The sequence below is a fragment of the Gluconobacter cerinus genome, from assembly GCF_025961355.1.
Classification (GTDB): Bacteria; Pseudomonadota; Alphaproteobacteria; order Acetobacterales; family Acetobacteraceae; genus Gluconobacter; species Gluconobacter cerinus.
The window spans coordinates 2,518,735-2,533,510 of record NZ_JAOQNM010000001.1; the positions used below are offsets into that span (position 1 = coordinate 2,518,735).

The window sequence follows — 14,776 nt, forward strand, 5'->3', positions numbered from 1 at the left end:
GCGACAGTGCGTCCGGATGATGCTATCGGAGGCTTCATGCATCCGGATATGAAGAAAGATGTCAGTCAGGCCATTCCGCAGAAGGGATCTTCGCCAACAAGATTGGCCGGAGGCCTTCTGATCGGCATGGGCGCGGTTGCAACAGGCACGACCTATCTAGCGGCCAGACATTTCCACGACGATAGCCTGGCGTTAGGCGTACTCCGGGCAGGCTCACGAGCAGGCGTTGTTGGAGGCTTGGCGGACTGGTTTGCAGTGACGGCCCTGTTCCGACATCCGATGGGGCTTCCTATTCCTCATACGGCTATCCTTCCCAGACAGAAGGTACGGCTGGGGCAGGCGTTGGGCCGGTTTGTGTCCGGCCAGTTCTTTACGGATGCCGACGTTCATCGGGCCCTCTCCAAGATTGATCTGCCAGGTTTGATCGCCGATGCTCTCAGCGAGCCATCTACGCGACAGACACTTGTCGCCACGCTGCGCGCCAGTATCCCCAGCCTGTTTGATCGCCTTGAGGACGGTCGGGCAAGTGCGGCTCTATCGCGCGCGCTGCCGGTCCTGCTCAATGGTGAGGAAATCGCGCCACTCGTCTCTCGCGCCATGAGGGCGATGGTGGACAGTGAAATGCATCAGGAAGTGCTCTCTTTCCTTCTGGCAAAGCTCAAGGCCACCGTCGCTGCCAAGGAGGGTGATCTGAGGCAGTTCGTCGAGGAGCGGGTGCGTGAGCAGGGGGGACGCTTCCTCGGCTGGGCCATTGGGGGATCGGTTGCCAATCGGGTTCTGACGGCTCTTCAGGCGGAAATTGAACGGATCGATCCGATGGACTCGGACATTCGGCATGGCTTCACGACGTGGGTGCGGGCTGAAATCGATCGGATGGAAACGGATCCGGATCGCCGACAGGATCTGACGCGAGCGATTGGCTCGGTTCTGACGCATTCCAGCCTGAAGGCCTGGAGCGGCGAACTCTGGGAGCGCGTCCGCCGGATGGCAGAAGAGGATTGCGCAAAAGAGGACGGTTGGAGTGCCTCCGTTCTGGATACGGCGATTACCGGTCTGGCAACGTCCATGCGTGAAAATGATCCGCTGAGAGGGCGCATCAATACGACCGTGGAGCGCATGGTCTCGAAGCTGCTTCCTGGCGTCAGAGACAAGCTCTCCGGGTTCATCGCCAACGTCATGGCAGGATGGGATGGCGATGACCTTGCGCGCCGTCTGGAAGCACGTGTAGGGCGGGATCTGGCCTATATTCGCGTCAACGGGACTGTCGTGGGGTTTTTGGCTGGAGCTGGCCTTGATCTGATCTCCCGCCTGTTTTTCGGTGTCTGAAGAGGTTATAACTCCGTTTAAGACATCACAAACTTCTTGACCTTTGTGACAGCATGGGTCATCTGGAACCTAATCAGGACTTCATAAGTCTTGAATGAATGTAATGTGAGTGTGCAAGCTATGCTGAGGCTCTCCAAACTAGCCGATTATGCCACCGTCCTCCTTGTCCACCTCGGGCAGCACGAGGGTCTGGCAACAGCCGCCGCGCTGGCAGGAGAGACCGGAGTACCCGAGCCAACCGTTGCAAAGCTGCTTAAGGGTTTGGCTTCGAGCGGACTCGTCATCTCTCATCGAGGGGCCCGTGGCGGTTATCGGCTGGCAGGTGCGCTGGAAGAAATTACGATCGCCACGGTTATCGCCGTTGTTGATGGTCCGATTTCGATTACAGCCTGCTGCGACGGTCGGGAGTGCGAACATAGCTCCCTGTGTGGCCTTTCGGGGCAATGGGACATGGTAAATGACGCCATTCTCCGAACGCTCAACAGTATTACGCTTGCGGATATGGACCGACATTCCGTTCTACATAGCGGGAAGGAGCCCAAGGAGCCTTCTCTCGACACTACCGGCGCCGGGCCAGTCCCCGTGGCTGATCCGGTCAACTGAGGACACCAAATCATGCCAGCTGTGACGGAGACCCGCGAGACAGTCGAAAAGCTCGCGAAGTCCAGTTACGAGTGGGGCTTCGAGACTGATATCGAAATGGATATCGCTCCCAAGGGCCTGAATGAAGATACGGTTCGCCTGATCTCGGAGCGTAAGAGAGAGCCTGAGTGGATGCTGGAATGGCGTCTCAAGGCTTTCCGCATGTGGCTGGAAATGAAAGAGCCCGAATGGGCCAAAGTCAGCCACCCTCCGATTGATTATCAGGATGCGCATTACTTCGCTCAGCCTAAGAAGAAGCCTGGCCCGAAAAGTCTGGATGAAGTCGATCCCGAGCTTCTCAAAACCTATGCCAAGCTAGGAATTCCGCTGCATGAGCAGGCGTTGCTGGCTGGTGTAGAAGGTGCTGAAGATCAGAAGCGTTTGCCTGTTGCCGTTGACGCTGTTTTTGACAGCGTGTCGGTTGCGACCACCTTCCGCAAGACGCTTGAAGAAGCAGGTGTCATCTTCTGCCCGATTTCGGATGCCATTCGCGAACATCCGGATCTCGTAAAGCAGTATCTTGGTTCGGTTGTACCAGCCGCTGACAATTTTTTTGCAGCATTGAATTCCGCTGTTTTTACGGACGGGTCGTTTGTGTTCGTTCCAAAGGGTGTGCGTTGCCCGATGGAACTCTCCACGTACTTCCGGATCAATGCCCGCAATACCGGCCAGTTTGAGCGGACCCTGATTATCGTCGAAGATGGCGCGAGCGTCTCTTATCTGGAGGGGTGTACGGCCCCCCAGAGAGATGAAAATCAGCTTCATGCGGCGGTTGTCGAGCTAATTGCGATGGATGATGCGTCCATCAAGTACTCTACGGTGCAGAACTGGTATCCGGGAGACGACGAAGGTCGCGGTGGCATTTATAACTTCGTGACGAAGCGCGGAGCCTGTCGCGGCGCACGGTCCAAGATTTCCTGGACACAGGTTGAAACCGGTTCCGCGATTACGTGGAAGTATCCATCCTGCGTTTTGGCAGGCGAGGGCTCGGTTGGCGAATTCTACTCCGTTGCTGTGACCAATAATCACCAGCAGGCCGATACAGGTACGAAAATGATCCATCTGGCGCCGAATACGCGCTCGACGATCATTGCCAAGACCATTTCGGCCGGCCGCTCTGACAGCACATATCGTGGTCTTGTTCGTATGCAGCCGAAGGCACGCAATGCGCGCAATTTCACGCAGTGCGACAGTCTGCTGATTGGTGATCAGTGTGGTGCACATACGGTTCCGTATATCGAGAGCCGCAACATGACCGCGCGTATCGAGCACGAAGCAACGACGTCTAAAATCTCCGAAGACCAGCTCTTCTACTGTCGCTCTCGTGGGCTTTCTGAAGAAGACGCAGTTGGTTTGATTGTTAACGGATTTTGCCGCGAGGTGCTCAAGGAGCTGCCAATGGAATTCGCGGTCGAGGCTCAGAAGCTACTCCAGGTCAGCCTCGAAGGAAGTGTGGGTTAAGACATGAATGATTTTCTCAAGATCCAGGGCCTCGAAGCACGCATTGATGCCGATGGGACGCCAAAGGAAATCCTGAAAGGGATCGACCTTGAAATTCCCAAGGGCGAAATTCATGCCATCATGGGTCCAAATGGCTCCGGCAAATCTACGCTCTCCTATGTCCTTTCCGGCCGCGATGACTATGAAGTAACGGGCGGAAGCGCGACCTTTAAAGGCCAGGATCTTCTGGCTCTGGACCCGGAAGAGCGTGCGGCTCTGGGCGTATTTCTCGCATTCCAGTCTCCCGTCGAGCTGCCGGGCGTCAATAACGCTAATTTCCTGCGGACAGCCGTAAATGCTGTGCGCCGTGCACGTGGTGAAGACGAACTGGACGCTGTTGCGTTCCTGAAGGCCGTCCGGGCTGAGACCAAGCGTCTGTCCATGTCTGACGAAATGCTCAAGCGTGCTGTTAATGTCGGCTTCTCCGGCGGTGAGAAGAAGCGCAATGAAGTGCTCCAGATGCGCTTGCTGCAGCCCTCTTTCGCTATTCTCGACGAGACAGACAGTGGTCTGGATATTGATGCCCTGCGTATCGTTGCTGATGGCGTGAATTCTCTTCGCGGGCCTGACTTCTCGGCACTTGTCATTACGCATCATCAGCGTCTGCTCGATTATATCGTTCCTGACCGCGTGCATGTCATGGCCAAGGGCAAGATCATCTTTAGTGGTGGTCCGGAAGTAGCGAAGACGCTTGAGAAGCAGGGCTACACCCAGTTCCTTGAGGCTGCAGCGTGAGTACAGGGACCGCAGTTCAGTCGTCCCCAGCCCTGAGCGCTTTCGTCGGGCGTGCAGCGGGACATGGCTCTGTTCTGGCTGAGCGCGGGATTCCCACGCGGCGTGTTGAGGCATGGCGATATACGCCACTGCGGGCCTTTACGGAAACGGTGTGGAACGAAGCGCCTGCTTTGTCGGATCACGACGTGCAGTCTCTGTTGGATGCACTTGCGTTACCAGAGGCGGAAAGCCGTGCGGTTTTCGCCAATGGGCAGGAAGCTGCATCTCAAACACGCCTTTCGGAAAATCTTGTTCGCTCGCAGGGTGAAGCTGTTGACCCGTTAGAGGATCGCTTTTCAGCTATTCTCAACGCAGCCCTGCGTCAGGATGGTTTGTCCATTCGCGTGCCTGCGGGCGTTGCTGCTGGAACGCTTGTCCTCGTTTCGCTCACCTCAGGGAACGCCATTTCCACACATCTGCGCCATCAGATTGTTCTGGAAGACGGTGCATCTCTGACGGTGTTCGATGTTAACGCAGGGGACGGTCGGTATGTGACCAACCCGCGGTTTGACATTGTGGTTGGGAAGGGTGCCCAGCTGAATCACGTCAAACTGCAGCGTGAGGGCGCAAACGCGGGGCATCTTGCTCTTGTTTATGCATCCGTGGACGCGAACGGAAACTACGACAGCTTTACCCTGAATCAGGGTGGTGAACTGGCGCGGCACGAAGTTGTTGCAACGCTGACCCAAGCCCATGCACAGGTTCATGTGAACGGAATTCAGATCGTGGATGGCACACGCCTGAACGACCTGACGTCCATGATTCATCATGCAGCGCCTGATTGTGGCTCGCGCCAAACGGTTAAGACTGTGCTTTCCGAGAGCGGACAGGGCGTGTTCCAGGGCAAGATTCTCGTCGATCGTGTTGCCCAGAAGACTGACGGCTATCAGATGAATCAGGCGCTTCTTCTGTCAGAGAAGGCGCAGATTAACAGTAAGCCTGAGCTGGAAATTTACGCGGATGACGTGAAGTGCAGCCATGGCGCGACTGTGGGCGCACTGGATGACGAGCAGCTTTTCTATCTGCGCTCTCGTGGTGTGCCAGAAGCGGAAGCGCGCGCTATTCTCGTTCAGGCCTTCCTTCTGGATGCACTTGATCTCGTAACAGACGAGACCCTGCGCGACGTACTGATCCGGAGCATCACAGCATGACGCCGGCCGTACGCGCGCAGTTTCCGATCCTGTCTGAGCAGGTGCATGGTCGTCCGCTCGTCTTTCTCGACAGCGCCGCTTCAGCCCAGAAGCCGGAATGCGTGATCGAAGCTATGCGCGATGCGGCGTATCATCAGTACGCCAACATTCATCGCGGCTTGCACTGGATGAGTGAGCGGACAACAGAAGCTTACGAACGTACGCGTGATGCTGTCGCAGGGCTCATTAATGCGCCAGACCGCCATGAGGTTGTCTTCACGCGAAACAGCACAGAGGCCATCAATCTGGTGGCGCATAGTCTTGGTTCTCTGATGAAGCCAGGGCAGGCGGTTCTGATCTCAGAACTGGAGCATCATGCCAATATTGTCCCATGGCTCATGTTGCGGGACCGGGTTGGTATCGAACTCCGTGTGGCCCCAATGGATGGGAGTGGTGACATCGATCTTGAGGCGTATGAAGCGCTTCTGGATGATGGCAATGTCGCTCTCGTATCCATTACGCATATGTCGAACGTGCTGGGGACCGTTACGCCTGCCAAAAAACTGGCAGAAATTGCCCATGCTCATGGCGCGCGCATTCTGTTTGATGGGTCGCAGTCTGTCGTACATCGGAAAATCGATGTGCAGGATATCGGAGCAGACTTTTTTACCTTCACTGGCCATAAGCTTTATGGGCCAACAGGTATCGGCGTACTTTGGGGTAAGCGGGAGCTTCTAGATGCCATGCCACCGTTCCTGGGTGGTGGCGAGATGATCCAGAATGTCTCTTTCGAGCGTGCAACCTGGGCGACTGTCCCTCACAAATTCGAAGCGGGAACCCCTGCCATTCTGGAAACGATTGGTCTGGGCGCGGCCGTTAAGTTCGTGGAGGGGATTGGCTACGATGCCATCTCTCGTCACGAAACAGCCTTGACCACATATGCCGAGCAGCGTCTGGGCGAGGTTGAGGGGCTTAAAGTTCTTGGGTCTCCGCAGGTTCGTGGTGGTGTTCTGTCCTTCGTGATGGACGGCGCTCATCCCCATGATCTGGCTACCTTGCTGGATCAGTTGGGAATTGCGATCCGTGCTGGTCAGCATTGTGCGGAGCCGCTTGTCCGTCGTCTCGGTGTGCATGCTACGGCACGCGCCAGTTTCGGTATTTACACGACACAGGATGAGATTGACGTCCTGATCACAGGCCTTGAACGGGCACGGAAGATGCTCACATGAGTGATGCCATGACCGAACAACACCCCATTGATGAGAGCACTCCCGTAACAGGTGAGGGCACTGGCCCGGACCAGGACGCTGTTATAGCGGCCATTGCGACCGTTTATGATCCGGAAATCCCGGTAAATATTTATGAGCTGGGCCTGATCTACGCGATTGACCTGCATGATGACGGCCGGGTCAACGTGGAAATGACCCTGACGGCTCCCAATTGTCCGAGTGCTCAGGAACTGCCGGAAATGGTGCGTGACGCCATTCTGAAAGTGCCAAATGTGACGAATGCCACTGTGGAAATCGTATGGGATCCGCCGTGGGACATGAGCCGCATGAGTGATGATGCGCGTCTTGCGCTTAATATGTTCTGATCTGAGGGGCAAAAGTCATGTCTGAAACCCTGACACGTCGACCACTTCCCGCTCTGATGTCTGTGTCTGATCGTGCAGCTGAGAGGTTGCGCGTTCTCTATGCCGGCGCTCATCAGGGGCAACTTTTACGCATTGGTGTTGGTACGCGAGGCTGCTCAGGCCTGTCTTACGAAATGACTTTTGTGGATGAGCCAGCCGTAACGGACGAGCGCGTAGAAGATCAAGGTGTGACCTTGCTTGTTGATCGCAAGGCCACACTTTTTCTGACGGGAACAGTCATGGACTACGAGATCAAGGATCTCGAAGCCGGATTTACCTTCAGGAATCCAAATGAGAAGGGACGTTGTGGTTGCGGCGAGAGTTTTCACGTTTGATCCGTTTAGGATCACGTGAAAATACCAGAACCGTTTCCACTTCTGTGGACCAGAGGAACTGGTCCACAATTGTCCAGTTCAGGACTGAATAACCTGCCTCTTTTAATGCGCGGCCATCTTTTTCCAACGCAGCAGGATTACAGCTCACATAGACGATGTCTTTAACGCCAGATTTGGCGAGTGGCATTGTCTGTGCACCAGCACCAGCATAAGGCGGATCAAGAACGACAGCTCGTGTTGACTTCAGATCCTGAGGCAGAAGAGGCTGACGCATAAGATCACGATGGAATCCGTCCACCCGTCGACCACCTGCTGCGGCCTTTAAGCAAGTTGCAGCAGCAAGATCGCCTTCATATGCCATTACGCGGCCTTTTTCCGACATGGGAAATGTCAGAGTACCGCAGCCTGCGAAAAGCTCGACTGTGATATCTTTTTTGTTGAGTGGCGGAAGCCCATCAACAACAGCCTGTACAATGGCGTTTTCCGCATCTTCAGTCGCCTGAAGAAAGGCAGCAGGAGGCGGAGTGATTTCCACGCTTCCAAATGCTTCCTTGACTGCCCGCGTCTGTGAGACCGTTTCAATAGAACGATCTTTCGGGTTTTGCCATGAAATCCGCGGCAGTCCGTGTTGCCTCCCGAAGGCGGCAAGTTTCGTGCGGTCAGCGGTAGTCAACTCAGCTGGCGTCGAAAGCGTCAGGTCTGGGCCACTATCCAGAAGATTGAGGACTAAGCCTCCGCGGCCGGTCAACGCACCCAGAGAAGACAGGACCTCACGAAGTGGCGTCAGCAAAGCAAAGAGGGTCGGGTGCAGGACATGACACTCCGTCATATCCACCGGATCGCCATTGCGTCGATGAAGCCCGAGGATAACGCCACCTGGAATACGCTGGATCGCGAGGTCCATGCGTCGGCGCGTGTATGATGGCGTTTGATAACGCTGCGGAACAGGAAGTTCTTCAAAGCCCGCTGCTGTCAGAGCTTCAGCGACTCGCGTTGTCTTCCAGTCCAGCAGCGCAGGTAATGACATCTGTTGAATCGCACAGCCACCGCATTCGCCAAAGAGAGTGCACGGAGGTGCAACTCTATCTGACGACGGAGCCGTAATTTCAATCAGTTCAGGGCGCGTACCAGAAAAACGGGCTAGCACTTCCTCTCCTGGCAACGTGCCAGGAATGAAAAGAACATGCCCGTCGTGATGAGCCACGCCGTCAGCCGCAGCGCCTAAACCTTCAATCCGGAGGGGAAAAGCTCCGGTCCCGGGGTTATTCATCACCGTAATGACGAGCATCGTGCTGAACGGGAAGGGTCAGGTCTGTTTCGGCTGCCACCGACAGTCTGTGTCGCCGAGGTACCAGCATAAAGGCGGGTGTATCGCCGCCAAAGCCTGTCTTCGGTGCATCGTTTTCAAAGGCAGGGGCAAGTTCAACGGACTGGCGATCATGAGCAGCAGGCTGTGCAACGGGTGTTGCAACAGGCTGTGGCGCGTTTGCCACCTGTGTCTCGTCACGATCCGTGCGATTGCGTTTGCGCCCTCCACGTCGGCGCTTGTTACGGCGCTGTCCTTCCGATTCGTCCTCAATGCTGGATTCTTCGGAAGTCTGCGATGGAAGTGCCTGCTTGGGTGTATGAATCAGGCGGCCGTTCTCGTCTTCCTGAGCCCAATCAACGGACTGTATTCCGGCGAATTCCAGAGGGGGAATAACCTTCCCTGTCAGGGTTTCAATCGCGTCCAGGAGGCGGCGGTCACGCGGTCCAGCAATACTGAAGGCATGACCATGCTTACCGGCACGACCAGTGCGTCCGATGCGATGCACATAGTCTTCCGCATTGAACGGCAGATCAAAATTGAAAACATGCGACAGACCGCCGATGTCAATTCCACGCCCTGCAACGTCAGAGCAGACCAGAATCTTCAGTTCGCCAGACTTGAAGCTATCAAGCGTCGAAAAGCGTAAGGACTGTGCCAGATCGCCATGCAGATGACCTGCGGCGAATCCATGCTTCGTCAGATAACGCTGGAGCATGTCGACGTCGCGCTTGCGGTTACAGAACACAATGGCGTTCTGAACATTCTGCGCCTGAAGCAGCTTACGCAGTGCCCGGCGCTTCTCATCTTCTTCGACGACAATCAGACCTTCTTCAATCGTGGTCGCGACAGAAGATGGACGGGAGACCGTGATCTGTACCGGATTTCTCAGGAATGCATCTGCAAGGCGACGAATTTCCGGCGCCATAGTGGCGGAGAAGAAAAGCGTCTGGCGATTTGCAGGCAACAGGCTGACGATTTTTTCAATGTCGGGAATGAATCCCATATCGAGCATACGGTCAGCTTCGTCGATAACGAGCGTGCTTGTCTGCGTCAGCAGCAGGCCGCCGCGTCCGAATAGATCGAGAAGACGTCCCGGAGTCGCAATCAATACGTCCACGCCACGGTTCAGAACTTCGCGTTGTTCGGCCATGCTTTCACCGCCGATCAACAGTGCATGGGTCAGGCGTAAGTGCTTGCCGTAAAGCTTGAAATTATCTGCAACCTGGAGGGCCAGCTCACGTGTCGGCTCAAGAATGAGCGAACGCGGCATTCTGGCCCGAGCGCGAGAACCAGACAGCTTCTCGATCATCGGAAGCGTGAAGGATGCTGTCTTGCCCGTTCCGGTTTGAGCAACACCCAGAACGTCGTGCCCCTTCAGAACTTCAGGGATAGCCTGAGCCTGGATAGGAGTCGGGTGCTCGTAACCGAGTTCCTGAATGGCTCGCATGATGGCGTCAGAAAGGCCCAGATCAGCAAAGCGCGGACGGTCTTCTGAGGCCTCAACAGCGACTACAACTTCAGCTTGGGCCGGCTCAGCTTTAATCTCAGCGACCACTTCCGGAATAGCTGGCGCAGTTACCGGAGCTTCAGCCTCGGGCCGAATCTTCCTAGGGCGTCCACGACGAGCTGGTGCTTTCGCTGGAGCCTCTGCTGCCTCTACCGGAGGAGCAACTTCAGAACGTGCTTCGGCTTCTGCTGGTTCAGGTGCGGACACCTCGGTTGCGACAGCAGCTTTGGGTTTGCGCCCGCGACGTGGCTTCGGTGTCTCTGCTGGCTCCACGACTTCAGGTGTAGCCTCAGCAGCAACGACTTTGGGTTTACGACCGCGCTTTTTGGGAGCAGGCGCTGCGATTTCTTCAACGGCAGCGTCACTTACAACCTTCGGCTTGCGACCGCGTCGCTTGGGCGCAGGAGTTTCGGTTGCTTGCGGGGCAACAGCTTCGACGGATTCAGTTGTTTCCGGAGTTGGCTTGCGTGCCTTGCGGCGAGGAGTGCTCACAATGTCGGTATCAACCGTCTCGCTCTTGGGGCGACGGCCACGACGTACTGGGGCAACTTCAGCAGTTTCTGGTGCGCTTTCCTCTTCGGAGATTGCAACTGCTTTCGTGCGCCGACGAGAAGGTGTTGCGGTCTTGGCAACGGCTTCTGTCTCAGTCTTTTGAGCTGCGGGACGACGACCGCGAGGCTTCTTTTCAGCTACGACCGGCTCAGGAGTAGCCGAATCGGCATCTTCCGTTTCAATCGGGGAATTTTTGATTGCCTTCGCACGGCTGCCTACGGGGCGTCCGCGTTTTGCAGGGGCAGAGGTACGGGGCTTGGAAGGACCGGAGGTCGTTTTCGCGCTCAAATGACTCTCGAGACTCTCGTTGACGGTACAGACCTGACGGAATGGACCGGAGTTGAGGGCGGGCACATGTCCCGCAACTTTAAAGTGGTGCGTTATCGGCTAAACGCTGGAATGGCAAGCGATACAGCCCATGAAGCGCCATATCGCTACCACAATCACATGCCGTGCGCCATGGCTGCAATCAGAATGTTCACAAGACCAAGGCCAGCCATAAGAATCATACGGTTTCTGAGAGTGTCAAAAATAGCAGGCTGAGGGCGCATGGCCCGACGGGCTCGCAGGAATGGTCCGCGAACTGTCGTTATGAAAACCACCGCCATGGCAATCCCGATCAACTGCATCGCATTGATCGTCCAGTTTACGGCAGCAAAGCCGCCTTCATGGAAAACAAGCGCCCAGCCGCTCACCAGGGAAAAAGGCACAACCTGCCAGAGGCCTTTGAAAAAGCGTGTGTAGTTCTGCAAAAGAACCGAAGAGCGTGGTCCGGGGTCGAGGAGGCCGACTGTGGAGCGGACAACCAGCGCGGAGTAGATTGATCCGCCGATCCAGTATGTCATGCACAGAAGATGGATTGCGAGCACTAGGCTCCAGAGAAGTGAACCCGTCATTGATCCTCGTCATGGTCAGGTGGGTGAAGGAAGAGCAGGGATATCCCTGATGTATCGGCTGGAGGTTACCCGAGGGGAATGTCCAAAGGCCATAGGGAACGCGGATGTCGCCTGTGCTTTGTGTAAGCATGCCCGCTCATCAGGAGAAAAAAAGAGTTATGCCTCCATACCCTCTTGCGCTGCTAACACCCGAGGAAAGCGACATGATGGATCATGCTGCTTCGGCTGTCGTTCCTGTCGCGCAACTCATGGAAAATGCGGGATGGGCCGTTGCTCGAGCCATTCGCAAGCGGTTTCAGAAATGTCGCGTGGCCGTTGTTTGCGGCCCGGGTAACAACGGAGGAGACGGTTACGTCGTGGCCCGTCTTCTGGCGCGATGGGGATGGTCGGTCCGAGTGGTGGCGATGGGTGCTCCCAAAGAGGGTGGGCCGGCATTTGTCGCTGCGTCAGGATGGGCTGGTCCTGTGCTGCCATTCGAGAAAGCATCTCTGGAAGGAATTGACCTGCTGGTTGATGCTGTTTTTGGGTCCGGATTGAAGCGTCCAGTCAGTGACGACGTAGCTGAAATGCTCGCAGCTGTTCCTCGGCGTGTGGCGATCGATATGCCGAGTGGCGTATCCGGAGAGACTGGAGAAGTGCTCGGTCAGGCACAGGGTTGCGCGTTGACGGTCACGTTTGTGAGGCCACGGCCAGGTCATTTTCTGGAGCCTGGGCGAGGATTGTGCGGGGAGTTGGTCTGCGCCGATATCGGTATGCCTGAGCAGGCATGGAGTGGCCTGACGCCAAAAATAAGTTTCAATTGGCCGGGGCTTTGGGAACTGCCGGTTTCCGGAGAGGGAGACTATAAATATCGACGCGGTGTTGTGAGTGTCTGTGGTGGTGCTGTTATGCCGGGCGCCACAAGGCTGGCAGCACGAGCCGCACGGCGGACAGGTGCCGGGCTTGTCCGCATCGCAGCCCGAAAAGCTGCCGAAGCCTATCGACTCGGCGACCCGGGACTAATCATTGATGACCAGCCTCTTGGTTCCCTGCTGGAAGATTTGCGACGGAAGGTTTGGATCTGCGGGCCCGGCCTGACCCCTGAAGAGGTCTCTGAGGTTCTTCCTGCGCTATTGGCCGCAAAAAAAACGGTTCTTGCGGATGCTGGTGCTTTGGCGTGGGGAGCGGAAGAACTTTCTCGTCTGAAAGGTGTGGCGGCTGTCACGCCGCATATCGGCGAATTCAAAAAGCTGTTTGGCCCTGTGACGGGGAGTCGAACTGAAGCCGCCTTGAATGCCGCGCGTGAGCTGAATGCCGTGATGGTCATGAAGGGGGCAGATACGATCATAGCTGCGCCAGATGGACGCATTGCAATCAACGCGCACGCCACATCGGCGCTTGCTACGGCAGGATCGGGCGACACGCTGACGGGGGTGATTGGGACTTTGATGGCTGCGGGAATGGAGACCTGGGAGGCGTGTTGCGCAGGTGTCTGGCTGCACGGTGAGGCGGGAATACAGGCAGCCCGTGATCACGGTGGGTGGCCCGTCGCAGAGGATCTGGATCTTCCCCTGGGAGAGGCGCGGAGCGTCGCGACAGAGCTTTCAAAGGCGGATTTAAGCAAAAACCCGGTGGCCGCCCTGTTGTGAAGTAGCGTTTCATGCGCTAAAGGCCGCGCTTCCAAGGTTCGGTAACACGAACCCCGGAGACGGGGCTGAGCGGGCGTGGTGGAATTGGTAGACACGCCAGATTTAGGTTCTGGTGGCGCAAGTCGTGGGGGTTCAAGTCCCTCCGCCCGTACCAACCCGGTTTCCTGAGAAGAGATTTTAACATACCCGACCGAGAGGATCGCCTGGCTCATGCAGGTTACGCCCACGCTCAACGAAGGACTTAAGCGCGCCTTCACTGTCGTTGTCCCGTCTGCCGACCTGCAGGCTCGTCGCGCAGCCCGACTCGCAGAAGTTGCGCGCACGATCAAGCTTCCGGGTTTCCGTCCGGGCAAGGTGCCGGCATCTCTCGTCAAGCAGCGTCACGGCGCAGCCGTGAATGCGGAACTGATGGAAGAAGTTGTTAACGACACGGTTGGCAAGCTTCTCCAGGAGCAGGACGTCCGTCCGGCTATGCAGCCGAAGGTAGAGCTGGTTTCTGCTCCGGACTCTGACGGCGATCTGGAGTTCAAGATCGAAGTCGAAGTTCTGCCGGAAATTGCAGTTCCTGACCTGTCTGGTCTGAAGCTGACACGTCTGACCTCCAAGGTTGACGAAGAAGTCGTGAACAAGGCTCTGGCTGACCTCGCCCGTCGCAGCCGCAAGTTTGACGCCATTGAAGAAGATCGCGCGGCCGTAAAGGGCGACGTGGTCTGCGTTGACTTCGTTGGCAAGCATGATGGCACGCCGTTTGACGGTGGCACGGCTGAAGACGTGAACGTCGAAATCGGTGGTGAAGGCTTCATCCCGGGTTTTGCCGAGCAGATGGAAGGCATGAAGGTCGGGGAAGAGCGCGTTATCAACGTGACGTTCCCGGAAGACTATCAGGCTGAAGAACTGGCCGGTAAGGCTGTGACGTTCGACATCAAGGCGAAGTCCCTTAAGAAGCCTGTTGATCCGGAAATCAACGATGATCTGGCCAAGGATATTGGTCTTGAGAGCATCGAGCAGATCCGTTCCCTGATCACGGAGCAGGCTGAAGGCGAGTACAAGCAGCTTTCCCGTCTGCGCATCAAGCGCGAGCTTCTGGACGCCCTGTCCGAGAAGACCGACTTTGAAGCCCCGCAGAGCATGGTTGACGCCGAGTTCGGTCAGATCTGGACCCGCGTCGAGCAGGATCGCGAAGCTGGTCGCATGGACGAGGAAGATGCAGGCAAGGACGAAGAGACCCTGCGTGCAGATTACCGTCGTATTGCAGAGCGTCGCGTAAAGCTGGGTCTGCTGCTGGCTGAAATCGGTCGTAAGCAGGAAATCCAGGTCTCCCGCGAGGAACTGCTGGGTGCGATGCAGCAGGAAGCTCAGCGTTACCCGGGTCAGGAAAAGATGGTTTTCGAGTTCTTCTCCAAGAACCCGCAGGCTGTTGAAGGGCTCCGTGGCCCAATCCTGGAAAACAAGGTTGTCGACTATCTGATCGAGCTGGCTGATGTCACCGAAAAGGAAGTCACACCTGAAGAACTCGCAGAAATCCCGCCTGCCGAGCTCTGAGA

At 56.5% G+C, this 14,776-nt stretch carries 13 protein-coding genes and 1 tRNA gene; 11 read left to right on the forward strand and 3 right to left on the reverse strand.

The window, feature by feature from the left end; all coding sequences use genetic code 11:
• Positions 1-6: 6 nt before the first annotated feature.
• The 8 genes from M2305_RS11775 to M2305_RS11810 all read left to right on the forward strand — a co-directional run bounded on the left by M2305_RS11775 (position 7) and on the right by M2305_RS11810 (position 7,340).
• On the forward strand, positions 7-1,326 hold the full coding sequence (locus M2305_RS11775; protein WP_264649450.1) for a DUF445 domain-containing protein: 1,320 nt from the start codon (positions 7-9) through the stop codon (positions 1,324-1,326).
• 120 nt (positions 1,327-1,446) lie between these two features.
• On the forward strand, positions 1,447-1,929 hold the full coding sequence (locus M2305_RS11780) for an SUF system Fe-S cluster assembly regulator (RefSeq protein WP_046902051.1): 483 nt from the start codon (positions 1,447-1,449) through the stop codon (positions 1,927-1,929).
• A gap of 12 nt (positions 1,930-1,941) precedes the next feature.
• Entirely contained in the window at positions 1,942-3,429 is a 1,488-nt protein-coding gene (gene sufB, locus M2305_RS11785; RefSeq protein WP_046901415.1) for a Fe-S cluster assembly protein SufB, read from the forward strand.
• Between the two features lie 3 nt (positions 3,430-3,432).
• The gene (sufC, locus tag M2305_RS11790) at positions 3,433-4,203 is read left to right on the forward strand and encodes a Fe-S cluster assembly ATPase SufC (RefSeq protein ID WP_046901416.1); all 771 of its coding nucleotides are present in this window, start codon (positions 3,433-3,435) and stop codon (positions 4,201-4,203) included.
• The gene (gene sufD / locus M2305_RS11795; RefSeq protein ID WP_264649451.1) at positions 4,200-5,393 is read left to right on the forward strand and encodes a Fe-S cluster assembly protein SufD; all 1,194 of its coding nucleotides are present in this window, start codon (positions 4,200-4,202) and stop codon (positions 5,391-5,393) included. The genes sufC and sufD overlap by 4 nt, the downstream gene beginning before the upstream one ends.
• Complete coding sequence (locus M2305_RS11800) at positions 5,390-6,601, forward strand: aminotransferase class V-fold PLP-dependent enzyme (RefSeq protein ID WP_211500685.1); 1,212 nt, start codon at positions 5,390-5,392, stop codon at positions 6,599-6,601. Before sufD ends, M2305_RS11800 begins: the two co-directional genes overlap by 4 nt.
• Positions 6,598-6,966, forward strand: a complete 369-nt coding sequence (locus tag M2305_RS11805) for an SUF system Fe-S cluster assembly protein (protein ID WP_064273147.1) — start codon at positions 6,598-6,600, stop codon at positions 6,964-6,966. The genes M2305_RS11800 and M2305_RS11805 overlap by 4 nt, the downstream gene beginning before the upstream one ends.
• Positions 6,967-6,983: 17 nt before the next feature.
• Entirely contained in the window at positions 6,984-7,340 is a 357-nt protein-coding gene (locus M2305_RS11810; RefSeq protein ID WP_046901420.1) for a HesB/IscA family protein, read from the forward strand.
• Here M2305_RS11810 and M2305_RS11815 read toward each other — a convergent pair.
• From M2305_RS11815 to M2305_RS11825, 3 genes are all read right to left on the reverse strand, one after another.
• Positions 7,285-8,628: a class I SAM-dependent RNA methyltransferase gene (locus M2305_RS11815; RefSeq protein WP_264649452.1), complete on the reverse strand. Its 1,344-nt coding sequence runs from the start codon at positions 8,626-8,628 to the stop codon at positions 7,285-7,287. The genes M2305_RS11810 and M2305_RS11815 overlap by 56 nt on opposite strands.
• The gene (locus M2305_RS11820) at positions 8,603-10,648 is read right to left on the reverse strand and encodes a DEAD/DEAH box helicase (protein ID WP_408871493.1); all 2,046 of its coding nucleotides are present in this window, start codon (positions 10,646-10,648) and stop codon (positions 8,603-8,605) included. Before M2305_RS11820 ends, M2305_RS11815 begins: the two co-directional genes overlap by 26 nt.
• 503 nt (positions 10,649-11,151) lie before the next feature.
• Positions 11,152-11,604, reverse strand: coding sequence for a hypothetical protein (locus M2305_RS11825; protein WP_099212234.1), 453 nt, complete (start codon positions 11,602-11,604; stop codon positions 11,152-11,154).
• Between the two features lie 158 nt (positions 11,605-11,762).
• On the opposite strand from M2305_RS11825, the gene M2305_RS11830 reads away from it, so the two are divergent.
• From M2305_RS11830 to tig, 3 genes are all read left to right on the forward strand, one after another.
• Positions 11,763-13,232, forward strand: coding sequence for an NAD(P)H-hydrate dehydratase (locus M2305_RS11830; RefSeq protein WP_264649454.1), 1,470 nt, complete (start codon positions 11,763-11,765; stop codon positions 13,230-13,232).
• Between the two features lie 69 nt (positions 13,233-13,301).
• Positions 13,302-13,386, forward strand: a tRNA-Leu gene (locus tag M2305_RS11835).
• A 56-nt stretch (positions 13,387-13,442) separates the two neighbouring features.
• On the forward strand, positions 13,443-14,774 hold the full coding sequence (tig, locus tag M2305_RS11840; protein ID WP_264649455.1) for a trigger factor: 1,332 nt from the start codon (positions 13,443-13,445) through the stop codon (positions 14,772-14,774).
• The last annotated feature ends 2 nt before the right edge of the window (positions 14,775-14,776 follow it).